The organism is Streptomyces sp. NPDC012466, from assembly GCF_042955215.1.
Taxonomy (GTDB): domain Bacteria; phylum Actinomycetota; class Actinomycetes; order Streptomycetales; family Streptomycetaceae; genus Streptomyces.
Window position 1 is genome coordinate 344,347 of record NZ_JBIBEQ010000008.1, and the last position, 26,828, is coordinate 371,174.

The following is a 26,828-nucleotide window of genomic DNA, read 5'->3' on the forward strand; positions in this document are numbered from 1 at the left end:
CTCCGGCCCGTCACTCGTTCCGGCCCTGCGGACCGTCAACTGCGTTGCCGATCTTGCCTGGTGGCGGTCCCGGTGCGAAAGCCGGGGGCCGTACGGCGCCGTCGATCCGCGCCGGTCACCGGCCGATGACGGCCGGTGCGCCGCCCTCGTCGGTGCCCCACACGTCCGCGTCCTCCTCCAGGTAGTCGGCCGAACTGGTCGGCCTCCGGCCCGGCTGCGCCTCCTCCTCGGGGGACTCGCCACCGGTGGTCGCCACCCGGGAGGCGGGGGCGAGGAAGGTGTCGTCGTCCTCCTGGCGGTTCCACGGGCTGCGCCGCCGGCGGTTGCGCCGCTCGCTCTCCTCGGCCGCGTCGACGAGGACGGCGCGTACCCGCTCGCCGTTGCCGCGCTCTCCGCCCGCGCCCATGCCGCCCATGCCGCCGCCCATGGGCATGCCGGGGCTGCCCGGCATGCCGGGGGCGCCCGGGGTACCGGCCGGGGCGGCAGGGCTGAGCGGTGTGGCCGCGCTCTCCGAGAGCGGCGCGGCGCCGGAGCCAACCGTGGAGAACGAGTCGCCCGGGGAGAGACCGCCACCGGGTATCGCGGTGCTCGTGGTGGCTCCGTTGCCGCCACCGAGTCCCAGTTCGGACAGCGGAACGTCCCGGGAGGTCGTGGAGTTGTTCCCGCCGGCCCCGTTCAGGTCGCCCAGACCGTCGAGGATGTCGGAACGGTCCCATTCCGCGGGCGAGTTGAGGTCGTGCAGATCGACGGTCTCCGTACGGCCCTGCGGGTCGGTGACCGTGGCGATGCCCGTGTCCGGGTCGATGACCTGGGTGCTGCCGTCCGGGAAGGTCGTGGTCAGCATGCCGTTGTCCAGGACCGTGGTGGAGCCGTCCGGGTTGGTGACCTTCGCCCCGTGGGTGAGGTCGGTTGTCGTGGTGGAGCCGTCCGGTCGGGTGGTGGTGAGCATCCCGTCGTCGGGGTCGAAGACGCTTTCGCTGCCGTCCCGGAACGTGGTGGTGAAGTCGCCGTCGCCGTCGAGCGAGGTGTGCCCGCCGGTCGGCGTCTCCAGGCCGGACTGGTCGGTGTGGAGACCGCCCAGGTCTCCGAGGTCGCCGATCGACTCGGTCGTCACGTCGGGGTTGATGTCCCCGAGGTCGCCCAGATCGCCGAGCTGGTTGTGAGCATTGAGGTTCCCCAGGTTGCCGAGGTTCTCGGTGGTGGTCGTGCCGTCCGGGCGGGTGGTGGTCGCCTGGCCGGTGGTGGGGTCGACGGTCTGGGTGGTGCCGTCGGGGAAGGTCGTGGTCAGCTTGCCGCCGTCGCCCAGGGTGGTCGTGGAGCCGTCGGGGTTGGTCACCGTGGCGCCGTTGCCCAGGTCCGTGGTGGTGACGGAGCCGTCCGGGAGGGTGGTGGTGAGCGCCCCGGTGTCCGGGTCGAAGGAGGTGCGTCCCCCTTCGGGGAAGTCGGTGGTGAGCTCGCCGCCGCTGGTGAGCTGCGTGCTGCCTCCGGTCGGGGTGTCGAGCACCCCGTCGCCGCGGTTGATGCCCTCGAGGCTGCCCAGATCCGTCGTGGTCGTCGTGCCGTCCGGGTCGGTGGTGGTCGCCTGGCCGGTGGTGGGGTCGACGGTCTGGGTGGTGCCGTCGGGGAAGGTGGTCGTCAGCTTGCCGTCGTCGCCCAGGGACGTGACCGAGCCGTCGGGGTTGGTCACCTTGGTGCCGTTGCCCAGGTCGGCGGTGGTGACGGAGCCGTCCGGGTGGGTGGTGGTGAGCACCCCGGTGTCCGGGTCGAAGGAGGTGCTGCTGCCGTCCGGGAAACCGGTGGTGAGCTTGCCGTCGCCGAGTTGGGTGGTGCCGCCGGTCGGGGTGCGCAGCGCAGCTCCCGGGCCGTTGTTCAGCTGGCCGAGGCTGCCGAGGCTCTGGGTGACGGCGTTGTTGGCCGCGTCGTCGTCCGTCCCGCCGGGACCGTTGTTCAGTGCGCTGAGGTTGCCCAGGTTCGCGGTGACCGGGGGAACGTCACCCGCCGGACCCTGATCGCCGCCGCCGGTGCCGTTCAGGTTGCCGAGGCTCTCGGTGACCGGGATGTTCTGGTTCAGCAGCTCGTCGAGATTGCCGAGGTTCTGTTCCCTGAGCGCGTTGGGGTCGTTGAGACCGCCCAGGCTCTCCTCCATGGCCTTGCGCTGCTCCTCGGCCTCGCGCTTGGCCTCCTCCTGCTCGCGCCGCTGCTCCTCGCGCAGCTCGTCGGCGTACTTCTTGTCCTCGTCGCGTTGCTGGTTCTGTTCCTTGCGCAGCTCGTCCTGGTACCGCTTGGCCTCTTCCTGCTCGCGCTTCTGCTCGGCGCGCAGTTCATCCTGGTACTTCTTGTCCTCCTCGCGTTGCTGGTTCTGCTCCTTGCGCAGCTCCTCCTGGTATCTCTTGTCCTCTTCGCGCTGCTTCTCCTGCTCCTTGCGTAGGTCGTCCTGGTACTTGCGGTTCTCCTCGTTCTGTCGGTTGATCTCCTTCTTCTCGTCCTCCAGCTTCCGCTTCTCGTAGTCGTCCGCGGCCGTGGTGGTCGACTTCGGCTCGGGCAGGTTCTCCGAGAAGTCCTTGCCCAGGTCGAGGAAGTGGTTGTTGAGGCTCGACTGCACCTGGGCGGCGGGCTTGCCCAGGTACTCGTCGACGCCCTGGCTCCAGATCTTGACCGCCTTGTCACCGACCTTCGCCCAGTTGGCGATGTCGGTGAGGTCACCGTACTCCGGGTGCTCCTGGAGGAAGCCGGCCTTGGGCGAGTGGTAGGTGGAGCTGCCGTAGCGCGAGTACGTGACCTTGATGTCGGTCTCGGCGACGTTGTTCGCGTCGACCCACTGGGCGAGGTCGTCCAGGACGTAGCGCAGTACCTGGTGCGGGTCGTAGTAGGGCGACTTGGCCCAGTCCAGCCACGCCTTGAGCAGGGTGTCGGCGGCGTCCTCCAGGTACTTGCGGCCCAGGGACAGGGCGCGGGAGTAGACCGTGTTGCCGGTGCCGGTCTCACCGCCGGACCCGGCGGTGGAGTTGAAGGTCTCGACGTAGTTGTCGTAGTTCTCGCGGATCTTCTTCAGCAGGCTGCGGAAGACCTCGGCTGCCTCGCCCTTCCAGCTCGCGTCGTCCCGGCCGAAGCGGTCCTCCCAGTCCTTCAGCACCACCGCGTGGTCCTTGAAGAACTTGGCCGCGTAGTCGAAGGACTCGCCGGTGGTGTTGAAGGAGTTGAGGTCGACCACATCGCCGCCGCCCACGCCCAGGTTGCTGAAGCGGGCGTCCTGGGTGCTGCCGCCGAGCAGGGCGAGGAGCGCCGCCCGCGGCCCGTTCATGTAACGGGCGAGGGGGATGGTGCTCATCTTGTCCTTGTTGTAGTCCGTGAACTCGTTGCCCTCACGGACCTGGGCGTCGCGCACGTTGTCGGAGCCGGGGCTCGCGAAGATGATCTCCTCGCCGGCCTTCACCCGGCCCTCGAAGACGATCCGGGCCTGCTTGATCTGTGTCTTCTTGCCCCTGTCGAAGAACCAGATGTCGTAGTCCTCGCCGGTGTTCGTCAGGAAGCCGGAGTCCTTGACGAGCAGGCTGAGGCTGCGGTCCTTGATGTCCATCCGGAACAGCTTGCCGCCGTGGTCGGAGCGCAGGGTGTCGAAGATCGTGCTGCGGTCGGGGACCGGGTAGCCGGTGATGTGGGTGACCAGGGTGGCCCAGGTGTCGGACGACGGGTCGCTGGCGTTGTCGAACTTGTCGAGGTTCGCAACGGAGTTGGGATCGTACCGATCGGCCACCGGGCGCCCTTTCTGGTCGGTGCCTGTCATCCGTGCCGGTGCACGGCGTCCTCATGCCGGTGTGCAGCCGGGCATGCCGTACCCGGACCGGGCCGGCACGCGCGGCGCGATGTCAGGTGTCGTCGTTCGTCCCGCCGGAGCTGCCGGCGGTGAGGGAGTCGACCTCTTCGAAGGTCATGAGCAGCGTCTGCGCGTCGATCGCGCCGAGGTTCTTGTCCTTGGTCTTGTTGGCCTCGTCGATGGTGTCGCCGAGGGCCTCTTTGAGCTCCTTGAAGAGCTCCATCTGGTCACCGAGCAGCTTGTCGATCGACTCGGCCGCCGCGCGGATGTCCTCGATCAGCTTCGGCCCCGAGACCAGCGGTTCGGTGACCATCTTGCCGATGCGCAGGAGCTGCTGGTTCTGGTCCAGGTTGCCCGGGGTGGTGTGCCCGTCGATGAGCTGGCCGAGCGGGCGGATGTGGGAGCCGTCGCCTTCCTCGCGGTGCTTCTTGGCGGCGGTGTACACCGGCTGCACCTCGTTGTCCCGGAAGTTCTCCATCTGCTTGAGGTCGAAATGCTTGACGTCGGCCTTCTCACCGGCCATGGGACGTCCTCCTGGGGCTTGGTACCGGACGGGGTGGTGAGCGGCACCGGTACGGCCGGCCGGTGCCCGGGGCGCGGACGGCCGTACCGGTGGGTGGCCGGCCCGGTGCTGACGGGCCCGGACAGTGGTGCTAACGGGCCCGGACGTTGCCCCAGTTGTCGGCGCTCCTGCGCTCGTCGCGGGAGTGGTTGTCGTGGATGCTCTGGATCAGCTCACCGCTGTCGCCGAGCAGCATGGCCATGTTCTTGGTGGCCTGGTCCCACTCCGCCTGGACCTGGAGGTACATCTGCTGGTCGGAACCCTCCCAGGAGCTGACGAGCGGCTTCAGCTCGTCCTCCAGGTTGTTGAGGGTGTTGATGATCTGCTGGGTCTGGTCCTTCAGGTCCTCGATGGCCCGCTGAACCACGGGGTACTGCACGTCGATGATGCCGTCGGCCATGACGTCTCCTCTCGGGTGGCCGGGCGCCACGGCCCGGGAAGCTCACGGGGTCCGGCCTCGTCCGGGAGGGCCGACGCCGGTGGGGAAGTCAGAGCAGCGCTTGGAAGACGCCCTGGGTGGTCTTGCTGTTGAGGACCTCGGTCAGGTCCTGGTTCTCCTTCGCCAGACGGTCGGCGGAGGTCACGTTCTCCTGGAGCGCGTCGATCATCTTGCTGATCTGGACGACGACCTTCTGCGCCTCGGAGTTCCAGCTGCGGAACAGCTTCAGGAGGGCCTGGCCCTCGTCACCGCCGACGCCCGAACGCGAGGCCAGCTCGGCCACGTTGTTCTGGATCTTCTCGACCTGGGTCCGGGCCGACTCCAGGGACGAGACGCCCCCCAAGCCCTTGGCGTAATCCGCTTTCCTCGCGGCACTGTCCGCCATGTCGCGCTCCCTTCGTTCGAGCAAGCCTGATCGCCATGTGGCTCGCCGAGGCTAAAGAGAACCCCGCGTTCCGCGCAACGCGAGCGGGGTCGATTTTGAGCTTCGGTCCGCTTGCCCAAGAACCTTACATACCAGTGGAGTTGCGAGATGGTTTCACCGGGATGAAGGCATCGTGCTCTCCGGCCGACGAGTAACCGGTCATCATTCCGCCGGGCAGCGTGATTCGGGCGGGAAACGGGCACGCGGAGGCGGCAAACGGTCACGGCGACGGCTCGTTTCCGAAATGTCCGCGTCGCCCGCGGTGATTCCGAGGGGCCGTGCGCCGGTATTCTCTGAGCTTTTCTTGAGGTTCCTTCGCGGGCTCGGACATTCGTGTGCCGACTATCGGCGGGCAGGGGTCCGGCCGCGGTTGTTTTTCCCGCGGTCGGACCCCACCCCAGGCCCTGCCGACTACTGGCCACTGGAACTCAATTCGGCTGGATTTCGTCCCCGCCGTCGCCCCATTCCTTTTCGTTCGGTGCGTACGTGTTCCTTGTCCGACTCACTCGGCTGTGCCGACTGTGTCGGCCTTGTCCTGCCCGTTGTCCGCCGCGCGCTTCCCCGACTGCTGCGCGGCGCCGCACTCGGGGGCCGTGACCCTGGTCCGCGCGGCGCCCGAGGCCGCCGCCGGGTCCAGATCCGCCCCGGTCGGGAAGGCGGCGAGCAGCGGAGCCGGCACCGAGTCGATGTCCCCGGTCCCGTACCCGAGCGCCGAGAGGGCGTCCTTGGAGGGAAGCCGGTACTTCACACCGTTGTCCGCCACCAGGTAGGTGGTGCCCGCGTGGGCGGCGCCGCTCGCGTGCAGCGCCCGGACCAGCGCCCCGTGCCCGGGCCGTACGACCGCCGCGTCCGGCGGCGCGCAGGCGGGCTCCAGCGGCTGGTCGGTGCCCTCCGGCACCGCCACGGGGCCGAGCTGGGACAACGGGACCAGCACCGAACTGATCCGCACGCCGCCGTCGTCGCCGTCCACCTTCGCGCACAGCGCGGTGCCCCGCGGCACCGACCGCGGCGCGGGCGGCGCGCCCGGCAACTCGGCGGACCCGGCCGAAGGCGCGTCCTTCGCCCGGTGCTCGCGCAGGGTGTCCGCGCCGACCGTGCGCACCTCGGGCGACTGCCCCTGGTAGGCGTCCTCCTGAGTGGCCGGATCACCCAGCACCAGGGCGGCGCCGAGCCGGGTCAGCGGCACCAGGCCGTCCCTCCGGAGCAGGTGGTACGTGCTCCCGCCGCCGGGGACGCTCACCTTGAACACCTGGCCGACCCGGCTCGCCTCGCCGCCGAGTGCGGGGCCCTCCTCGCCGCGCCCCGGCACCTCGGGCGGGCTCAGGACAGGACCGGGGGCCAGCGCGTCCAGGAAGGCCGCGGAGACCGGCATCGGCCGTTCGGAGCCGTAGCCGAGGGCGTTGCGGGCGTCGGAGGCGCGGTCCAGCGGCAGCCTGCTGCCCCGCCACACCAGGTACTCGGTGCCGTCCGGGCCGCGCACCAGCACCGCTCCGTCGGCGTCCATGCCGCGGGAGTTCACGGGCGCCCCGGCGACGACCGTGGTGGCACCCGGCTTGTTCACCCCGGTGTCCGTCGCGGCCGCGGCGGTGCTGGGCAGCGCCCCCTCCGGACCGGTGACGCACATGTGCCAGGCCCCGCCGTCGAGTTGACCGGCCTCGGGCACGGTGTCCGGGGCGCCGGGGATGCCGACCGGGGCGCCCAGCGGGGTGTCCCGCAGCGAAGCGGTGCCCACGTCGCTCGTCTCCAGGTCGGAGCCGCCGATCAGCCGCGCGGAGGCGTAGTTGCGCACCGGGTGCAGCACGCCGTCGGTGCCCGTCCACAGATAGCGGGCACCGGTGTCGCGGTTGATCACCAGGTGCTCACCGTCGCGCCAGCCGTCGTTGCCGCCCGGGCGCAGCAGGCCGTAGACGGTGGCGCCCGCGCCGATCAGGACGGTGAACAGCACGCCGAAGACCACGCCGCGGGTGGTGCGCCCGAGCGGACTCTCCGGGGCGTCCGGGTCGGCCGTCAGCAGGCCCGAGCTGAGCCTGCCCATCATGAATGCGTGGGCCTGCACCTGGTCGCGTTTGGACTGCACAGCCTCTCCTCAACTCGTACTCGATGAAACGGCGTTCGGAGGTCTCAGCCGAACAGGCCGCGCAGCCAGCCGAACAGGCCCGCCACCCACAGGCTCAGCGGCAGCAACGCCACGGCGAGGCCGGTGTGCGCCAGCTCCGCCGCCCGGCCCCAGTACGGCAGCACCCGGCGGCCGGGCACCACCCAGGCGGCCACCACGAGGGCGGCAGCGGCGGCGAGCAGGACCGCGCAGACCACCGTGCGTCCGTCGCTGCCGCTGTCGACCGCCCAGGCACGGGCCAGCAACAGCAGACCCCACACCCCGGGCACCGCGAGGGCCAGCCGCTGGGCGATGTGCACCAGGCCGCGGCCGTGCAGGAGCAGCAGCATGCTCAGCGCGAGGGCGGTCAGTACCTCGGGCAGGTTCGGGTGCTCGGCGAGGACGGCCAGGGCGGCCGCGGCGACGACCCCGGTGGCGGCGAACAGCGCGGTGACCCAGCGCCCGGCCAGCTCGGTGCGCTCGGCGACCTCGCTGCCCGCGTAGGGCTCGATGCCCTCCTGGAGCTGGCCGGCGGACGACGGCAGCGCGGGCATCCGCATCCCGGCCAGCTTGAAGGCGAAGGGTGCCACCGCTCCGGCGCCGAGCGCGACCACCGTCGCCACCAGCGCCACCGTCGCCGGCACGTCCAGGCCGCTGTAGCCGATCAGGGCCCCCGCGGCCGCGGTGGCCCCCGCGACCACGGCGGTGGCCACCAGCGCCGGGGCACCGACCGCGGTGGCGGCCAGCGCGAGCACGGCCCCGCCCGCCCCCGCGGCGCCCGCCGCGAGCAGCCGCGCCCCGACGACCCGCGCGGCGTCCGGGCCGGTCAGGTCACCGCCGGGCAGCACCCAGCCGGCCAGTGCCAGGCAGGGCGCGACGAGCAGGCCGAGCGCCCTGGCCGAGAGCCGGTCGCCGACCGCGCGGCTGGCCGTGCCCGCGCCCGCCAGCAGCAGCAGCCCCGTCACCCCCGCGTGGGCCGGCCGCACGGACGCGCTCACCCCGGGCCAGAACACCAGCAGCAGGGCGGTCACCACGGTGGCCACCGCGGTACCCACCAGCAGGCCACGCGCCGCCCCCGGGTGCCAGTTGTGCAGCCGACGGCCGGCGGTGTCGGCTATCCCGTCCACGAGGTCGTCGAGGCGGGCCTCGGGCAGCGCCTCGGTATGGGGGCGCAGATAGAGCACGTCGCCGTCGGTGAGTCCGCAGTGGGCGAGCGTGGTCTCCTCGTCGAGCGGCGCGTCACCGAGGCGCTGGAGCACCCAGCCGGCGTGGTCGAGACCGGCCTCCTCGGCCTCCTCGCCGACGTAGCGCAGGAGCGTGGGCAGCAGATCGGCGACCGGCACGTCGGCGGGCACCGCCAGATCGACGGAGACGCTCGGCGCGCGTACGGTCAGGCGGCACAGTTCGGCCACCGCACTGTCGGTCATCAGCTGAACTCTCGTCTTCCGTGGGGGGCTTGGCAGGGAGACGTCCCCCGGGGAAAGGGGAACGGGTGAAGAGTACGTAAGCCATATGCGGCCAAGAACAGGGGGCCAGGGCACGGGAATTGGGCCCGCGGGTCCGGTAACCGCCCCTGTCACGTGGACAGGTCGCGTTCGGTGAATGCAGACTACTGCCGACGCCCGCCGGATTGTGCTGCGGACCGGACCTGCGCCCGGTACGGAGCCGATCGGCACGGGAGTTGCCCGCCCCTCTCCCCGCCCGGAACACGCAACCCGATTTCGCCGCCGGCCGGGAACCGCACGAGTCGGTACGGTGCGGCACTTTCCCGCTACCGCGTGTAGCGGTATTCGGTGCGGGCCGGAAAGTCCAGCGAACCCGGAGGTTCTGTCCCTTGAGCGTGGTGCTGTTTCGCCGGCCTGCCCGCAGGCGCGGACCGGAGATGCCCGAAGGGCAATTGACCCTCCAGGAACCACCGGTGCTGTCCGAGACGGTTCCGGACACCTCGGCGATATGGACTTATTTGCCGATGGCGCTGATGTCGGTGTCGATGATGCTGATGTTCCTGCGCCCCGGCGGCGGCAACGGCGTCTTCATCTACCTGGCGATGGGTGTGATGGCGCTCTCCGCAGGCGCCATGCTGCTGGGCCAGCTGATGCGCCGCTCCAGCGAGCGCAAGCAACGCCTCAGGGGTGAACGCCGCGACTACCTCCGCTACCTGGCACAGATCCGCAAGCGGGTCCGGGCCACCATCGTGGAGCAGCAGCGGGCGCTCGCCTGGCGCCACCCGGAACCCGCCTCGCTGCGCTCGCTGGCCCGCACCTCGCGGCTGTGGGAACGCCGCCCCGCCGACGAGGATTTCGGCGAGGTGCGGCTCGCGGTCGGTGAGCAGCAGCTCGCGCTCACCCTGCAACCCGTCTCCACCCGCCCCGTGGAAGACCTCGAACCGCTCTGCGCACACGCCCTGCGCCGCTTCATCCGCGCCTACTCCACCATTCCGGAGCAGCCCCTCGGCCTCTACCTGCGCTCCTCGGCCCGGATCCTGCTGCGCCCCGAGGAGGACTCCGGCGAGGTATCGGGCGAGCCGGGCGTGACGCCCCACACGGCCGGCACCCGGGGCGGCCGCGCCCCGGCCGGGGACGTGGGCGGCGAGGCCGTACGCGCCCTGGTGCGGGCGGCGCTCGGCCAGCTCGCGGTCTTCCACGCCCCCGAGGAGCTGTGGCTCGCGGTCTGCGTCAGCGACGAACGCCGGCCCGACTGGGAGTGGGTCAAGTGGCTGCCGCACGCCCTGCACCCGCACGAGGAGGACGGCGCCGGGCAGGTCCGCCGCATCACCGCCGACCTCACCGAGCTGGACGACCTGCTCGGCGCCGAGTTCGCCGAACGCCCCGGCTTCGACCCGGACGCCCGACCCGGCCGCGACGAGCCCTACACCGTCGTCGTCCTGGACGGCGTCACCGTCCCCGAGGGACACCGCTGGGAGGGGCACGGCTACCGCAACGCGGTGGTCCTCGACGTCTCCGGCGCACTGCGCTGGCGGCCCGGCCGCAACACGCTGCGGATGACCGTCGGACCGGACCGGGTGAGCCTGGTGCGCACCGACCGCAGCCGCAAGGAGCGCTCCGTGCCGCTCGGCCGCCCCGACCGGCTCGGCCCGCTCGGCGCGGAGTCGCTGGCCCGGCTGCTCACCGCACGCCGCATCAGCCTCGGCACCGACATCGCGCAACCCCTGGACACCGATGTCGAACTGACCACCCTGCTCGGCATCACCGACCTGCACCGGCACGACCCGCAGACCCTCTTCGCCCGGCACACCGGCTCCGCCCGGCTCCGGGTGCCCGTCGCGGTCGGCGTGGACGGCCGCCCGGTGGAACTCGACATCAAGGAGTCCGCGCAGGGCGGCATGGGCCCGCACGGCATGCTCATCGGCGCCACCGGCTCCGGCAAGAGCGAACTGCTGCGCACCCTCGTCCTCGGCCTGGCCCTGACCAACTCCTCCGAGACGCTCAACTTCGTCCTCGTCGACTTCAAGGGCGGCGCCACCTTCCTCGGCCTGGAGGAACTCCCGCACACCTCCGCCGTCATCACCAACCTCGCCGACGAAGTCGCCCTCGTCGAGCGCATGCAGGACGCCCTGCACGGTGAACTCATGCGCCGCCAGGAACTGCTGCGCGCCGCCGGCAACTACACCTCCGCCCTGGAGTACGAGCGTGCCCGCGCCGCCGGTGCCGACCTGACTCCGCTGCCCAGCCTGTTCGTCGTGGTCGACGAGTTCAGCGAACTGCTCTCCGCACACCGCGAGTTCATGGACCTGTTCGTCATGATCGGACGCCTCGGCCGCTCCCTCGGAGTGCACCTGCTGCTCGCCTCGCAGCGCCTGGACGAAGGCCGCATGCACCAGCTGGAGAGCCACCTGTCGTACCGCATCGGCCTGCGGACCTTCTCCGCCATGGAGAGCCGCGGCGTGCTCGGGGTCCCGGACGCCTACCAGCTTCCCGCCCAGCCCGGCAGCGGCTACCTGAAGTCCGGTGTCGAGGCACTGACGCGGTTCCGCGCGGCCTACTCCTCCGGCACCTACCGCCGTCGCACCGGCGCGGTGGTACAGGCCCGGGTGGCCAGCCAGGTCGTGCCCTGGACCAGCGGCTGGGTCGTGCCGCGCACCCTGGAGGCGGCACCCGAACCCGAGCCGGAGACCAAGGAGACCGGCGACGAGGAGCCCCTCCTCGACGTGGCCCTGGAGCGGCTGCGCGACTCCGGCCCCGCCGCCCACCAGGTGTGGCTGCCGCCGCTGGACGAGCCCTCCCCGCTGGACGCCCTGCTGCCCGGCATCACCCCCGACCTCGAGCGCGGCCTCACCGCCACCGGCTGGCCCGGCACCGGCAGGCTGCGCGTCCCCGTCGGCCTGGTCGACAAGCCCTTCGAGCAGCGCCGGGACCCGCTGATCGTGGACCTGTCCGGGGCCGGTGGTCACGTCGCCATCGCGGGCGGCTCGCAGAGCGGCAAGTCCACTCTCGCCCGCACCCTGATCAGCGCCCTCGCCCTCACCCACACCCCCGCCGAGATCCAGTTCTACTGCCTCGACTTCGGCGGCGGCGGCCTCTCCCAGCTCGCCGGTCTGCCGCACGTCGGCGGCGTCGCGGCGCGGCTCAACCCGGAGCGGGTGCACCGGGCCGTCGCCGAGGTGATGACGCTGCTCGCCCGCCGCGAGCAGTTCTTCGTCGACCACACCCTCGACTCCATGCAGTCCTACCGGCGCCGCCGGGCCGCCGGGGAGTTCCCCGACGAGCCCTTCGGTGACGTCTTCATGGTGGTCGACGGCTGGTCCACGGTCCGTCAGGACTACGACGACCTGATCCCGAAGTTCAACGAACTGGCCGCCCGTGGCCTGAACTACGGCATTCACCTGCTGATCACCACCACCCGCTGGGTGGAGCTGTCCGCCCAGGTCCGCGACCAGGCCGCCACCCGCCTCGAGCTGCGGATGGGCGACCCGATGGACTCCGAGGTCGACACCCGCAAGGCCCGCTCGGTGCCGCGCAGCGGCGGCCGCGGCATCACCGCCGACACCAAGATGCACTTCCTGGCCGGTCTGCCCCGCCTCGACGGCAGCGGCTCCCTCGACGACCTCGGCGACGGCGTCGCCCACCTCGTCGCCGAGGTCTCGCGGCACTGGTCCGGCGCGTCCGCCCCGCAGATCCGGATGCTGCCCCACCGGCTGCCGCTGGCGGAACTGCCCGCGCCCGAGGCCACCGAGGGCGGCGGCATGCGCCTCCCGCTCGGCATCGACCAGGACGCCCTGGAGCCGGTCTGGCACGACTTCAGCCGCACCCCGCACCTGATCGTGGTCGGTGACACCGAGAGCGGCAAGACCAACCTGCTGCGCCGCGTCACCGCGGGCATCACCGCCCGGTACGCCCCCGACGAGGCGAAGATCATCGTGGTGGACTACCGGCGCACCCTGGTGGACACCGTCCCCGCGGAGTACCGCATCGGGCACGTGATCTCCCTGGACAACCTCAAGGAGACCGTCGAGGGCGCCGCCCGCGCCATGAAGACCCGCATCCCCGGCGCCGACATCGCCCCGGCGCGCATGCGCCGGTGCGACTGGTGGACCGGTCCGCGCCTGTTCATCCTCGTCGACGACTACGACATGGTCTCCGGCAACTCCTTCCAGAGTCCCTTCGAGCCGCTCTTCGAACACCTCACCCTGGGCTTCGAGATGGGCCTGCACCTGGTCGTCGCCCGCAGCGCCATGGGAGCCGGCCGCGGTCTGGGCGACGGCCTGCTGCGCCGTCTGGACGAGGCCAACAACCCCGCCGTCCTGCTGTCCTGCCCGCCCACCGAGGGCCGGCTGTTCGGCAACGCCAAGCCGCGCAACCTTCCCCCGGGCCGGGCCCTGCACATCGCCCGCCGCCGCGAGCGGCTGATGCAGACGGCACTGGTGGAGGGGACCGAGGGACAGCAGGCCTGAGACGGCCCGGACACGGGGAGAACGCACGGACAGCGGGGGCCACCAAGGTGGCCCCCGCTTCGGGGTTCAGTGCCCTCGTGGCCGGCTCACCGACGGCCCGCCTCGTCCGGACCCGCCGGGCGCCACCCGCGGGCCCGGGCGCGGGGGAGGGCGAAGAGGGCCCACAGGACGGAGAGGACGGCGGCGCCGCCCAGGAGGACGAAGAGGGCGGCGCGGCCGGAGGCACGATCGGCGGCGGAGGTGTCGCGCAGGACCACGGGGCGCGCGCCGCCGTCGGCGCGGGAGGACCGAGGGGAGTCGCCGAGGACGGTGGAAACGGCGGCGTAGGGATCCAGTTGGGGGAGGTCGGCGGGGTAGGCGCTGGCGGTCAGCCGGCGGGTGACGGCCGCAGGGGAGGCGTCGGGGTGCGTGGCGCGCACGACCGCCGCGGTCCCGGCGGCGTAGGCGGTGGCCACCGAGGCACCCCCGCCGAGATAGTGACCGTCGCCGCGCGGACCGCCGGAGACCACGCCGGCACCGGGGGCGGCCAGGTCGATGCCCCCGGTGCGCAGCGAGCCGTCCGGGCGGGCCCCGTTGGGAAGCATGTCGGCGACCGACAGGACACCGGGTTCACCGGCCGGCCAGTAGGTGCGGGCCGGGATGTCGTCGCCTGCGCCCCGGGACGGCGGGTCCGGCGTGGCGGCCGCGAGGACCACCGCGCCCGCGCGGCGGGCGCCGGCCACCGCGCGGGTCAGCTCGGCGTCGCGGCGGGGCAGGGCGACCGCGACCGCGATCACCTCGGCATCGGCCCGGGTCGCGTCGCGCACCGCGGCCGCGACCAGGCCCGCGTCCGCCCGCCCGCGTTCGTCGGTGCCCCGCAGGGCCAGGACCCTCGCACCCGGGGCGACGCCGGCGAGGCCCGGCGTGTCCCCGCCGGTTCCGGCGATCAGCCCGGCCAGGAAGGTGCCGTGCCCCACGCAGTCGGCACCGGCCGCGCCCTGGGCGGTGACCCGGCCGTCGAGTCCGGCGGCGTCGGCGACCACCCCGGTGTCGATCAGGGCGACCGTCACGCCCGCGCCGGTGCCGTGCCGGTGCAGCCGGTCCAGGTCCAGTCGCTGGCGCGACCAGTCCTGCTTCTTCGCCCGCTCGTCGGAGGCGGGGGTGCAGGCCGCCTGACCGGCGTCCGGATCGAGCACGGAGGGCATGCCGGGCAGTCGCTGACCCTTCCCGTCGGCCGCGGGCGGCAGGGAGGGCGGTACGGCGTGCGCCGGGCCGGCCAGGGGCAGCAGCAGGGCGGCGGTGAGGCCGGCTCCGGACAGCAGGCGGGCGGTCCCGCGCACGGACGACTTCACCGGGGTGCCGCCTTCGAGGCCGCGGCCGTGACGTCCTCGGGCAGGAGGATGCGCAGGTCGTCCAGGGTGGGCGCGGCCAGTGAACTGAGCCGTCCCGCCTGGCGGGTGACCATCGACTCGACCACCTGGCGGGCCAGACGGGCGTTGCCGAAGGAGCGGTCCCGGGGCAGCGCGTCGAAGTACTCCTTGAGCAGCGGCCCGGTGCCCGGACCGCACTCGTAGCCCATGCTCGCGGCCTGGGTGCGCACGATGGTGACCAGTTCCTCGGAGGAGTAGTCGGCGAAGGCGATCCGGCGCGGGAAGCGCGAGGACAGGCCGGGGTTGGAGGCGAGGAAGCGTTCCATCTCGTCGGTGTAGCCGGCGACGATGACGACCACCTCGTCGCGGTGGTCCTCCATCAGCTTCAGCAGGGTGTCCACCGCTTCCTGGCCGAAGTCGGCACCGCCCTCGCGCGGGGTGAGGGTGTAGGCCTCGTCGATGAACAGCACCCCGCCCCGGGCCCGTTCGAAGACCTCACGGGTCAGCTGCGCGGTGTGGCCGATGTAGCGGCCCACCAGGTCGGCGCGGGCCGCCTCGACCAGCTGGCCCCGTTCGAGGATGCCGAGCTGGGACAGGATCTCCCCGTAGAGCCGGGCGACGGTGGTCTTGCCGGTGCCGGGCGGGCCGGTGAAGACCAGATGGTGGCTGAGCGAGGGCACGGGCAGTCCGGCGGCCGCGCGATGGCGGGCGGTGGTGATGAGGTTGACCAGGTCCGCGACGTCGCGCTTCACCTCGGCCAGACCGACCATGTCGCCCAGACGGGTCAGCGGGTCGTCCTCGGCGGCGGTGGTGTCGGTGGCCTTCGCGGCGGCGGTGGCGGAGACGTCCTCCGGCAGCAGCAGCCGCAGGTCGTGCTCGCCGACGTGCTGCTGGGAGGCGAGCCGGACCGCCTGACGGTCCACCATCTCCTCGAACACCCCGCGCGCGGCACGACCGTTGCCGAAACCCGCGTCGCGGGGCATCGCCTCGAAGTGCGCGGCCAGCGCCTCCGCGGTGCCCTCACCCAGCTCGTACTGGTGCTGGGCGCACATGTTCTCCATGATCGCGACCAGTTCGGGCACCGAGTAGTTCTCGAACTCCACCGTGCGCGAGAACCGCGAGGCCAGGCCCGGGTTGGAGCTGAGGAAGGACTCCATCTCGCGGGAGTAGCCGGCGGCGACCACCACCACGTCGTCGCGGTGGTCCTCCATCAGCTTCAGCAGGGTGTCCACGGCCTCGCGGCCGAAGTCGGCGCCGCCGTTGCCGCTGTCGGCGGCCAGCGTGTACGCCTCGTCGATGAACAGCACGCCGCCAAGGGCCCGTTGGAAGGTCTCGGTGGTCTTGATGGCGGTCCCGCCGACGACCTGGGCGACCAGGTCCGCGCGGGACACCTCCACCAGGTGTCCGCTGCGCAGCGACCCCAGCTCGGCCAGGATCGACCCGTAGAGGCGGGCGACGGTGGTCTTGCCGGTGCCGGGCGGCCCGGCGAAGACGAGGTGGCGGCTCATCGGCGGGGCCGCCATGCCGAGCTGTTCACGCCGCTGGGCGAGCTGCGTCAGGTTGACCAGGGTGCGCACCTGCTGCTTGACGTTCTCCAGACCGATCAACGCGTTGAGGGCGCCCAGCGGGCCGTCGGCACGGTCCGTCGGGGGAGCGTCCGCCGCGCCGGAGCCGGCCGGGTCGGTGTTCTCCGCGCTGCCGGTGCCCCAGGCGTCCCGCTTGCCGTTGCCGGTGCTGTTCAGGCCCTCCACGGCGAGCCGCTCACCCGGGGCGGTCTGCACCAGGCCGCCGCCCTCGTTCTCCCGGGCCAGGCAGTTGACCAGCGAGACGGGCGCGGTGGACTCCACCCGGAAGCCGTCCTGGGCGCCCCCCGTGACCTCGCAGCCGCTGAGCGAGGCGAGCGCGCCCTCGCGGAGCAGGAAGCCGTGACCCTGGGGGGCGTGCACCGCCGCGCGGTTGGCGGTCAGCTCACCGCCGGCGGCGACGACCACCCCTTCCTCCCCGGACATCTCGATGCGGAAGTCGCGGACGGTGACGTTCCCGCCGTCCTCGACGACCAGGCCACCGGCGGCGGTGTCGGACACCCCGCCACCGGCCAGGTAGAGGGTGCTGCCGGAGGCGACCCGCACCCCGGCGCCCTTCGGCCGGACGATCTCGCAGTCCTCGGCACGCCCGCGGGCGTCCTTGACGGCCGAGAGGCCGTCCCCGGAGGGCTCCACCAGCCGGGCCCGGCGCAGCAGCGGGTTGGCGCCGCCGCGCACCAGGACCGCCGGCGCGCCGCCGATCACTTCGAGGCGGTCCAGTTCCGGCGCCGAGTCCTCCTCCAGGAGCAGCCCGGTCTGGTCGCAGTCGCGGACCGTGAAGCCCGTCAGCGCCGGGGAGGCGGCCCCGGCCACTCTCAGGGCCGCACCCTGCGCGCCGTCCACCCAGCAGTCCTCGAAGGTGCCCCGGGCCCGGTCGGTGACCAGGACGGCGTGGCCGCGGGTGCGGGAGACGCGGCAGCGGCGCAGCACCGGGTCGGTGCCGGCGGCCAGCGTGATCCCGTTGCCGGAGGCCCCCGTGACGCGTACGTCCTCCAGTGTCGTACGGCCCGCGCTGCTCAGGTGCACCCCGGTACTGGTGTCGTGCACCACGGTGCGGATCACCGAGAGGGAGCTGTCCTGCTCCAGCGCGAGGGAGGGCTTGTCGGTGGAGGAGAGGTCGCAGTCCTCGACGGTGCCGCGGGACTCGCCGTTGGCCAGCAGGCCGTTGCCGCGGGCGTCGCGTACGGTGCAGCCCCGGATGCGTGCCTCGCCCTGCTCGGCGAGGACCACACCGCTGGTGCCCAGGTGCTCGAAGGTGCAGGACTCCAGGGTGGTGGGGGTGGTGGAGGTGATCACGACCCCCGCCCCCTGCGCGTTGCTCACGCGGCAGTCCCGCAGCGCGAGCGAGCCGGTGCCTCCGGCCAGCATCGCGGTCCAGGCGGCGCCGACGACCTCACAGCCGTCCAGCGCGGCCTGCCCGCGCCGCACGTCCACGGCCGGCTGCTCGGCGTCACCGCCGCGCAGGGTCAATTCGGAGAGCATCACGGCGTCGGCGCGCAGCGCGAGCACGGTGCCCGAGCGCGGCCTGATCTCCACGGTGCCCCGCCCCTCGGCGGCGGTGAGGGTGACCCGGGTGTGGATCACCAGATTCTCCGCGTACGTCCCGGGCCGGACGCTGATGAGCGCGCCGGTGCGGGCAGCCGAGAGTGCCTCACCGATCGTCCGGTAGCGGTCCCGGTCTCCCGGACCGACCGTCAGTACCTGGCGCGACACGCACCAACCTCCTTGCTACGACGTCGTCTTCAGCGTGCGCCCCGCTCGACCAGGGGGCGCGTGTCGGCGAGCCGACGGTGCCCTCATGTCTCGCTCCGGGGCGGGCGGGTGCCGGGAACGGTGCTCCCGGTCCGGAGGCGTCCGGTCAGACGCTCCACTTCTGGTTGTCGGTGCCGGCGCAGGTCCACAGTTGCAGCCCGGCCCCGTTGCCCCGGTTGTTGTCCTTGATGTCGACGCACTTGCCGACCACGGTGTTGACCAGGTCGTGGCTGCCGTTCAGCGTGAACTTCTGGGCGGCGTTGCCGCTGCACCAGGCGATCTGGATCGGCGTGCCGTCGTTGTAGTTCGCGCCCGCCACGTCCAGGCACTTGCCCCCGATGCGCACGGTGCCGTCCGAGGCGAACTGCCACTTCTGCGCGGGGCTGTTGTTGCAGTCCCAGACCCACAGCTGCTTGCCGTCGCTGAAGTCGCCGTCCGGAACGTCGACGCAGCGGCCCGAGAGATGACTGTGGAAGGACACGGGGGAGCTGAGTGTCACCCCCGAACCGGCTTTGGCGGGACGGTCGTTGCCGCTCTCGGACTTGCTGTCGCCGGCCCCCGCGTCCTGCCGGTCCGGCGCGGGCGCCTTCGGCCGGTCCTCGGCGCCGGTGTCCTTCTTCGGTGCGTCCTCGCTCTTGCCCCGGTCCGGGGCCGGCCCAGGGGGGTGGCGTACCGGCTTCTCGGGCTTGTCGGAGGCCTTACCCGCCTTGCCGGAGGGGCTGCTGTCGGGTGGTGAGGCCACCACGAACTCGCCCGGCGCCTCCTGACCGTCCTCACCGAGCACCGTTCCGGCACCGACCGACGTCTTGCGGTCGTCGCCGTCGTCGTTCCCGCCCAGCACCAGGAACGGCACCGACACCAGCAGCGCGCCTGCGACGGCCGCTCCGGCCAGCACCGCCTTGCCGGGCCGTCCGATGGGACCGGCCTGCTGACGGGGCCGGTCGATCGCGGTCTCGGTCATGGTCCGTACGAGCGCGGGCAGTCGGCTCTTGGCCGCCGCGGCGGCACCGGGGTCGGAGTCGCTCTCGGACCGGGCAGCGGGGACCACTCCGCCCTGGGGGCCGGTTTCGCCGGTGGGCTCGGAGGGCTGGGCCTGCGTGGTCTTCTCGGCCTCGGCGGTCTCCTCGGCCGTTCCGGAGCCGGATTGGGGCCCGGAGCCGGCCCCGGTCTCCGTCAGGGTCTCCGCTTCGGTCTTCGACTCGGGGCTGGACTCAGGGGGTTCGCCGTCGGGCCCGGGGGAGACGGCGGCGGCGGTCGCGGCGGCGGGCGCCGTCTCGCCCTCGGCACCGGACTCCGTGCGCGCCCCCGGGGAGGTGGGGGGTTGCTGGGCGGATCGCGTCACGGGGTTCTCCCTGTGGTGTGGGGCCAGGGTTCGAGTAAGTCGTCACTCCGGGCCGCGGCGGGGTCCGCGGCCTCGGCTGTGGTCCGGTCCGCGGTCTCGGGGCCGGGGAGGCTGTCTGCCGGGACGAGCAGGGGAGCCGCCGCTGCCGCGTTGACCATCAGCAGGGTGTTGGGACCGCTCAGCGAACGGACCAACTCCCGCACGGAAATGGTGTCGTGGTGAAGTGCCGGGGACATGAACTCATGGGCCGGTGAGGTGAACAACAGCACCACAGGCGCCCCGTCGCGTCCGGCGGCGGTGAGCGGACCGCCGTCCGGCCCGCGCACCACGGTGACCTCCGCCTCGGCGAGCGCCGCCAGCGCCTCGTCCGTCGAGCCGTAACCGGTGGCGGCGCGTTGCGCCGCGGCGTCCACCGGGTCGGTGGGCTCGGGCCAGCCGAGCATCCGTGCCGAAGGGCGGTAGGCCGGGTTGGCGCGGAACTCCGTGACCTCACCGCCGTCGTCCGACTGCCATTCCCCCAGCACCGCCCAGTCCGGCGGTGTCCGTTCCCCGGCCCACTCCGGGTCCACCACGCCGATCCAGTGACCCGGCGCCTGCCGAGCCGCCGTCCGTACGGCGTCGGGTATGGCGGGGATGTCGGCGGCCTCGGTGGTGCCGGGGACGGATGGCTCGGCGGCGGCGGAGGAGTCAGGTGACACGGGCAGGGCGCCTTGCCTGGCCTCTTGCCGTTCTCGGGGCCGCATCTCCACCTGAACTCTTGGGTGCCTACGCCTACTTGGGGTGCCGAACGGCATGTACACACGCCGACACTGATCAGCCGGGGGCCAACAGGATGCCACACGAACCCGGTTTGCGGGCGGCCGGGTTGGCTCCGTTTGGGCCGCTGGCGTGCCCGTTTGCCGCCCGGGTGGAGAACGTTCCGGGAGCAGCGAGGCGTCGACGGACAAAGCGGCAGGGGCGGTTGGGGTGGCAGCGCGGTCGTCGGCCGCGACAGGGGCTAAGTTGGCCCAGTCGTCGCAGGCGCCGACGTACAGCCTTCCGGCCGGACGTCCAGGCTGGGGCCGTACGGCGGGCCGGGTGACAACGGAAGGCATCGGATCGACTTCCGAGCGCCACCCGGCCCGGTCCCGCGGAACGTGACGACCTGGACGAGCCGAAGGCTCACCTTGGCGCACCACCCGCCGAACGTCCGCCGGGCGCCGTCGTGTTCGTCCGGCCGGGCCGCCGCGCGGGCCCCAGCTCACCACCGAGAGCTCCGCCACCGAGGAGGAGTAACCGCATGTCCCCCCAGCACCACACCCCTGGCGCGAAAGCGGAGAGGGCCACCGATCCCGGCGTGGAGGAGGCCGGGGCCTCTCCCGACCCCTCGGCACCGACCGCCCAGGAGGAACCCGGCGCGGAGCCGGCTGCCGTTCCGGCAGGGAAGCCCGCCGCCTCCGTGGCACAGCCGGGCAGCGCCGGGTCGGGTGCCGCGTCGGCCGAGAAGCCGGCAGACCCCGCGTCCACCGCGCCAGAGGCATCGACCGCGCCAAAGGCATCCGCCGCGGCAACGTCACCAGCCGCACCGGAAGCAACCGCGGCACCCGAGGCATCTGCGGCACCGGAAGCACCCGCGGCACCTGAGGCATCCGCGGCACCCGAGGCATCCGCGGCACCCGAGTCGACCCCTGCGCGCATCGGTGTGACGGCTGCCGTCGCCACCACTCCTCCGAGCGGGAAGTCCGACACCGGCGTCGGCACCGGACTGCCCCGCAAGCCGGTGCTGGCGGGAGCCGCGGTCGTGGGTGCCGTCCTGATCGCCGTACCGCTGCTGCTGGCAGGCGGTGCGCACGACGACGACCGCAACGCCTCCAGGACGGTGGCCGCGAAGGACTCCGACACCGTACTGACCCCGGAATCGGCCCCCGCCGCCCTGGACGACTACGTGGCCGAGAAGCCCAGCGCGTCCCCCAGCAAGAAGAAGCCGCCGAAGAGCGAGGCGCCGGTGGCCGCCGCGCCCCAGCCGGTGGAGGTCGCGCCGAAGCCGGGCAACTCGCCCGGCAAGACGGCCGAGCCGCAGACGAAACCCAAGCCGAAGCCGAAGCCGAAGCCCAAAGCGACCCCGAAGCCGAACTGGAGCACCGAGACCATCTCGGCGACCAGCGTCCTGGAGGTCAACCAGGCCTGGACCACCAACCGCATCCGGATGGTCATGCAGACCGACGGCAACCTCGTCGTCTACAACGAGAAGGGCAAACCCATCTGGGCATCCATGACCTTCGGCGAGAACCACCGGGCGATCTTCCAGGGCGACGGCAACCTCGTCATCCACAACGCCGCCGACCGCCCCATATGGGCCTCCCGGAGCCATGGCCACGACGGCGCACAACTGGTTCTGCGGGCGGACGCCAAGGTGGTCATCGTGCACAACGGCGCGGTCATCTGGTCGACCTGACACCGGGCAGTTCCCCGGGCCGGGTGACCGGTCTCTGCCGCCGCGCCGCGGGCCGATCTCGCGCGACGGGCCGCCCGGCTCGTCGCGCTCCCGGACCTGGCCCTGCACCGCACCCCGTCACACGTCACGAAAGAGAGCAGCCCGAGCAGCCGGAACGCCGCGATCGAGACCGCTCCCTCGCCGAAGTCCTCGTACGTCGTCCAGCTGGACCTGACGACGGTGACGCGGATGCCGTCGCCCACGGCGGCTCGCGGCCACGCCCGCCCGGGAAGCAAGGGGCGCCCGGCCCCGAGGCGCCGATACCCCATCGGTTGCGACAAGCTCACCGACGGGTGAGCCGATCAGCCGGCCGCCCGGAACACTCCTTGCACCTCGCCCGCGCGGCGGTCAGGAGGACTCGCGCACCACCAGCTCCGTCGGCAGCGTCACCTGCTGGCGAGGCGCGCCGTGCTGCGTGATGTCGGTCAGGATGCGGGCCATGGTCCGCCCCAGTTCCTCCACCGGCTGACGCACCGTCGTCAGGGGCGGGTTGGTGTGGCGGGCGAGGACGGAGTCCTCGAAACCGACCACGGCGACATCGCCGGGCACCTGGCGCTTCCGCCGGCGCAATTCGGCCAGGGCGCCCACCGCCATGAGGTCGGAGGCGGCGAAAACGGCGTCCAGGTCCGGTGCGCGTTCAAGAAGCAAACGCATGGCGCGGGCGCCGCCCTCCTCGGTGAAGTCGCCCGCCTCGATCATGAGTTCCGGTGCGGGAACGCCCGCTTCCTCGTGTGCGGTGCGCCAGCCGGCGAGCCGGCTGCGGCCGACGTCCATGTCCAGCGGACCGGTGATCGTGGCCACCCGTCGCCGTCCGCGCTCCAGCAGATGGTGTACCGCCGCTGCCGCGCCGCCGGCATTGTCGGAGTTGACGTAGCTCAGCCGCTCGCCCGCGTCGCGGCGGCCGGCCAGCACGGTGGGCAGCCCCATCTCCTCCAGCATGCCCGGCAGGCGGTCCTCGGAGTGCACGGAGACCAGCAGCACACCGTCCACGCGGCGGGTCGCCACCGACTCGGTCAGCTGATCCCGTTCGGCCTGGTCACGGACGAGCATCAGCTGCAACTGGGTGCGGCTCCCGGTGAACGCGCCGCTGACACCCCGGATGAGCGCGGCGAAGAACGGCTCCGAACCGAGCCGGCTCTCCGACTCGGGGATCACCAGGGCCACGGCGTCGGTGCGGTTGGTCACCAGGCCGCGGGCGACCGAGTTGGGGACGTAGTTGAGTTCCTTGATCGCCGCGAGGACCCGGGCGCGGGCGTCGGCACTGACCAGCTCCGAGCCGTTGACGACGCGGGACACCGTGGTGCGGCCCACGCCTGCGCGGGCGGCGACCGTTTTGATCGTGGGACGGCGGTTGCCGCTCATGTGCTCCCCCCTCGGCGCCGCGGAGGCTGGACCTGCCGCGGAGGTGACCTGCGGCAATTCTTGCAGATCCGGTCCTCGCCAGAGCACTCCGGGAGCCGCGGGGGAACCGGCCGGGCCACAGCGCCGCGACGACGAGTTGCGTTCAAGTCATTGACAGATGCGTCCGCTCCCATGAGTCTTCGATGCGCGGTGGGAACGTGCCCACCCAGGATTGGGCACGTTCCCACTCCATTAAATCCATACAAAATGTCATCGCTGTAGCCATCGCAGTAGTCAGCGCAGAACTCGTCACTCCGATGTGCCAGCAGCCGTCGCCAGGAGGAGATCCATGGGCACTCTCGGTTCGTTGCGTGGAAAGGCGGTGGCGACGGCCGCGACCGTCGGCGCACTGGCGCTCGTCGCCGGCTGCGGCGGCAGCGACGGCTCCGCCACCGGCGGCGGGAAGAAGGACGGCAAGGTCACCATCACCATGGGCCTGTACGGGGTGATGGGCATCAAGGAGACGGGTCTGCTCGAGCAGTACGAGAAGGAGAACCCCGAGGTCGACATCAAGGCCGAGATCGCCGGTGACGAGCAGACGTACTACACCGCGCTGCAGACCCGGCTCGCCGCCGGCAAGGGCCTGAAGGACATCCAGGGCATCGAGATCGGGCGGGCCAAGGAGATCACCGACACCCAGGCGGACAAGTTCGCCGACTTCGGCGACGTGTCGGGCACCGACCACTTCCTGCCATGGAAGCAGTCGCAGATCAGCACGGGCGACGGCAAGGTGCTCGGCCTGGGCACCGACATCGGCCCGATGGCCGTCTGCTACCGCAAGGACTACTTCGAGAAGGCGGGCCTGCCCACCGACCGCGAGGAGGTCGCCAAGCTCTGGGAGGGCGACTGGAACAAGTACCTCGAGGTAGGCCGCACCTTCAAGAAGGACTTCAAGGGGGACGGTGTCGCCTACATGGACGCGGCCAGCGGCCTGTTCAACGCCATGATCTACGGCCACCCCGAGCAGTTCTACGACGAGAAGGGCGAGTTGATCTACGACAGCAACCCTGTCGTCAAGGACGCGTGGAGCCTCGCCGCCGACGCGGCGGAGGACGGGCTGACGGCCAAGCTCCGCCAGTTCCAGCCCGGTTGGGACCCCGGTCTGGCCAACGGCACGTTCGCCACGGCCGTGTGCCCGGCGTGGATGCTGAGCCACATCAGCGAGAAGGCCGGCCCGGCGAACAAGGGCAAGTGGGACGTGGCCAAGGCCCCCAAGGGTGCCAACTGGGGCGGGTCGTTCCTCGGTGTGGTCGAGCAGAGCCCGGTCAAGGAGGAGGCCAAGAAGCTCGTCGCCTGGCTGACCGCCCCTGAGCAGCAGGCCCACATCTTCAAGGAGATCGGCAACATCCCGTCCTCGCGCCAGGCGCTGAACAGCGCCGAGGTGAAGAGCGCCGAGTCGGAGTACTTCGGCGGCGCGCCGATCGGCCAGATCTTCGGTGCCGCCGCCCAGGAGATACCGGACAAGCAGGTGCTCGGCCGCAAGGACGGCACGATCAAGGACACCTTCTCCCAGGGGCTGACCCTGATCGAGCAGCAGGGCACCGCCCGTGACAAGGCGTGGGAGACCACCGCGGAGCGCATCGAGAAGGCGGTCGGCTGACCCCTGGCCCCCTCGCGGCCGTCCGTGCCCGCCGGCTCCGCGCCGGTGGGTATGGACGGCCGGCTCACCCATCCGCTCTCAGGAAGGAAATCCGGTGGCCACCTCCACCACCAAGGCTGTGACCGGGGCCGAGCCCCCGGTGCCGTCCCCGGAAGACGGCAATGCCCGGCGGCGCGGGGCGCTGCTGCACCGGCTCGACATCAAGGGCGCCCCGTACGTGTTCGTCGCGCCGTTCTTCGTGGTCTTCGCCGCGTTCAGCTTCTACCCCCTCGTCTACACGTCGTGGATCTCCCTGCACGACGTGGAACTGGCCACCCTCGACGTCATGGAGTGGGTGGCGTTCGACAACTACGTCGAGCTGTGGGGGGACTCCAGGTTCTGGAACGCACTGCAGAACACGATCACGATCGGCGTCATCTCCACGGTGCCGCAGCTGCTGATGGCCCTGGGGCTGGCGCACCTGCTCAACTACCGGATGCGCGCCTCGCTGTTCTTCCGCGTCGCCTCGCTGGTGCCCTACGCGACCTCGGTCGCCGCGGCCGCCCTCGTCTTCACGATGATCTTCGAGCGGGACTTCGGGATGATCAACTGGGCGCTCGGTTCGGTCGGGATCGACCCCGTGGACTGGGAGGCCGACAAGTGGCCCGCCCAGGTCGCCATCTCCACCATCGTGATCTGGCGCTGGACCGGCTACAACGCGCTGCTCTACCTGGCCGCGATGCAGGCCATCCCCGCCGATCGCTACGAGGCGGCCGCCCTCGACGGCGCCTCGCGGTGGCAGCAGTTCACCCACGTCACCGTCCCCGGGATCCGCTCCACCATCGTCTTCACCATCGTGCTCTCCACCATCGGCGCCACCCAGCTGTTCGGCGAGCCGTTGATCTTCGGCCAGGGCCCCAACGGGGTGAGCGGCGGCGCGGACAACCAGTACCAGACGCTGGGACTGCTGCTGTACGAGGAGGGCTGGAAGAACTACCAGATGGGCCGCTCGGCGACCGTGGCCTGGGCGATGTTCCTGCTGCTCGTCGTCGTCTTCGTCGTGCAGCGCCTCGTCAAGCGCGCACGTTCCCGCACGTCCTGACCTGGAGTCATCATGACCACTCAGAGTCTCCCGGCCCGGACCGGCGCCGCGGCCCGGACCTCCGCCGACAAACAGGCCGGGCGCGGGGGCCGCCGGCTGCTGCGCGGGCGCGCCGGCCGCCAGCACCACGCCGGGCCCCTCGCCTACGTGCTGCTCGCCGTCATGGCGCTGCTGTCGATCTTCCCGCTGTACTGGACGATGGTGGCCGCCTCCACCGACAACACCCGGGTCAGCCAGACCCCGCCGCCCTTCCTGCCCGGCCCGAACCTGTTCAGCAACCTCGCCCGGGCCTGGGACGAGGCGGCGATGGGCAAGGCCATGATCAACAGTTTGATCGTGGCCGGGGTGATCGCCCTGTCCACGGTGATGTTCGCGACGCTCGCCGGGTTCGCCTTCGCCAAGCTGCGGTTCAAGGGCCGCAACGCCCTGCTCATGCTGGTCATCGGCACCATGCTCGTGCCGCCGCAGCTCGGCGTCGTACCGCTGTTCATGATGATGGCCGAGCTGGGCTGGTCGCAGCAGCTGCCCGCCGTCATCTTCCCGACGCTGGTGAGCGCGGTGGGCGTGTTCTTCATGCGGCAGTACCTGTCGGAGGCGCTGCCGGACGAACTCGTCGAGGCCGGACGCGTGGACGGGGCCCACTCGCTGCGGATCTTCTGGAGCATCGTGCTTCCGGTCGCCCGGCCCGCGATGGCCGTTCTGTTCATGATCACGTTCGTGCACGCCTGGAACGACTTCTTCTGGCCGTTCGTGGTCCTCGACATGACCAACCCGACGGTCCCCGTCGCCCTCACCCAGCTCAGCGCGGGGTATGTCCGCGACCAGTCGCTGATCATGGCCGGCGCGCTGCTCGGCACCCTGCCGCTGCTGGCGATGTTCATCGTCTTCGGTCGTCAGATCGTCAGCGGCATCATGGCCGGCGCCGTCAAGGGCTGACCCGCCGCGCCCGGACCCGCACACCGACCCCCTCATCAGGCATCCGCCTGTGAACTCCCTTACGCC

General features: G+C 71.9%; 16 protein-coding genes. 5 read left to right on the top strand and 11 right to left on the bottom strand.

What is annotated here, in order from left to right; genetic code table 11:
• Positions 1-115: 115 nt before the first annotated feature.
• The 6 genes from ACFY9E_RS29070 to eccD all read right to left on the bottom strand — a co-directional run bounded on the left by ACFY9E_RS29070 (position 116) and on the right by eccD (position 8,761).
• Positions 116-3,754, bottom strand: coding sequence for an AAWKG family protein (locus tag ACFY9E_RS29070; protein ID WP_390988893.1), 3,639 nt, complete (start codon positions 3,752-3,754; stop codon positions 116-118).
• Positions 3,755-3,866: 112 nt separating this feature from the next.
• Positions 3,867-4,337: a type VII secretion system-associated protein gene (locus tag ACFY9E_RS29075; protein WP_390988895.1), complete on the bottom strand. Its 471-nt coding sequence runs from the start codon at positions 4,335-4,337 to the stop codon at positions 3,867-3,869.
• Positions 4,338-4,467: 130 nt separating this feature from the next.
• Entirely contained in the window at positions 4,468-4,776 is a 309-nt protein-coding gene (locus tag ACFY9E_RS29080; RefSeq protein WP_390988897.1) for a WXG100 family type VII secretion target, read from the bottom strand.
• Positions 4,777-4,864: 88 nt separating this feature from the next.
• Entirely contained in the window at positions 4,865-5,200 is a 336-nt protein-coding gene (locus tag ACFY9E_RS29085; RefSeq protein WP_283974234.1) for a hypothetical protein, read from the bottom strand.
• A 541-nt stretch (positions 5,201-5,741) separates the two neighbouring features.
• Positions 5,742-7,316, bottom strand: a complete 1,575-nt coding sequence (gene eccB / locus ACFY9E_RS29090; RefSeq protein WP_390988899.1) for a type VII secretion protein EccB — start codon at positions 7,314-7,316, stop codon at positions 5,742-5,744.
• Positions 7,317-7,360: 44 nt separating this feature from the next.
• Positions 7,361-8,761 (bottom strand): type VII secretion integral membrane protein EccD, encoded by a 1,401-nt coding sequence (gene eccD / locus ACFY9E_RS29095; protein ID WP_390988900.1) that lies wholly within the window; start codon positions 8,759-8,761, stop codon positions 7,361-7,363.
• Between the two features lie 455 nt (positions 8,762-9,216).
• On the opposite strand from eccD, the gene eccCa reads away from it, so the two are divergent.
• Entirely contained in the window at positions 9,217-13,245 is a 4,029-nt protein-coding gene (eccCa, locus tag ACFY9E_RS29100; RefSeq protein WP_390988902.1) for a type VII secretion protein EccCa, read from the top strand.
• Between the two features lie 86 nt (positions 13,246-13,331).
• Here the strand turns inward: eccCa and ACFY9E_RS29105 are convergent, their stop codons facing one another.
• The 4 genes from ACFY9E_RS29105 to ACFY9E_RS29120 all read right to left on the bottom strand — a co-directional run bounded on the left by ACFY9E_RS29105 (position 13,332) and on the right by ACFY9E_RS29120 (position 20,014).
• Positions 13,332-14,564: a S8 family serine peptidase gene (locus ACFY9E_RS29105; protein ID WP_390989179.1), complete on the bottom strand. Its 1,233-nt coding sequence runs from the start codon at positions 14,562-14,564 to the stop codon at positions 13,332-13,334.
• Between the two features lie 8 nt (positions 14,565-14,572).
• Entirely contained in the window at positions 14,573-17,890 is a 3,318-nt protein-coding gene (locus tag ACFY9E_RS29110) for a right-handed parallel beta-helix repeat-containing protein (RefSeq protein WP_390988904.1), read from the bottom strand.
• A 145-nt stretch (positions 17,891-18,035) separates the two neighbouring features.
• Entirely contained in the window at positions 18,036-19,271 is a 1,236-nt protein-coding gene (locus ACFY9E_RS29115; RefSeq protein WP_390988906.1) for a ricin-type beta-trefoil lectin domain protein, read from the bottom strand.
• Complete coding sequence (locus ACFY9E_RS29120) at positions 19,268-20,014, bottom strand: type VII secretion system-associated protein (protein ID WP_390988907.1); 747 nt, start codon at positions 20,012-20,014, stop codon at positions 19,268-19,270. The genes ACFY9E_RS29115 and ACFY9E_RS29120 overlap by 4 nt, the downstream gene beginning before the upstream one ends.
• A 938-nt stretch (positions 20,015-20,952) precedes the next feature.
• Between ACFY9E_RS29120 and ACFY9E_RS29125 the strand changes: the two genes are divergently transcribed.
• Positions 20,953-21,705 (top strand): mannose-binding protein, encoded by a 753-nt coding sequence (locus ACFY9E_RS29125; protein ID WP_390988909.1) that lies wholly within the window; start codon positions 20,953-20,955, stop codon positions 21,703-21,705.
• Positions 21,706-22,092: 387 nt separating this feature from the next.
• Here ACFY9E_RS29125 and ACFY9E_RS29130 read toward each other — a convergent pair whose 3' ends face one another.
• Positions 22,093-23,106, bottom strand: a complete 1,014-nt coding sequence (locus ACFY9E_RS29130) for a substrate-binding domain-containing protein (RefSeq protein WP_390988911.1) — start codon at positions 23,104-23,106, stop codon at positions 22,093-22,095.
• A 328-nt stretch (positions 23,107-23,434) separates the two neighbouring features.
• On the opposite strand from ACFY9E_RS29130, the gene ACFY9E_RS29135 reads away from it, so the two are divergent.
• From ACFY9E_RS29135 to ACFY9E_RS29145, 3 genes are all read left to right on the top strand, one after another.
• Positions 23,435-24,745 (top strand): extracellular solute-binding protein, encoded by a 1,311-nt coding sequence (locus ACFY9E_RS29135; RefSeq protein ID WP_390988913.1) that lies wholly within the window; start codon positions 23,435-23,437, stop codon positions 24,743-24,745.
• 94 nt (positions 24,746-24,839) lie between these two features.
• Positions 24,840-25,826, top strand: a complete 987-nt coding sequence (locus tag ACFY9E_RS29140; protein ID WP_390988915.1) for an ABC transporter permease subunit — start codon at positions 24,840-24,842, stop codon at positions 25,824-25,826.
• 12 nt (positions 25,827-25,838) lie between these two features.
• Positions 25,839-26,762, top strand: coding sequence for an ABC transporter permease subunit (locus tag ACFY9E_RS29145; RefSeq protein WP_390988916.1), 924 nt, complete (start codon positions 25,839-25,841; stop codon positions 26,760-26,762).
• Positions 26,763-26,828 lie beyond the last annotated feature (66 nt).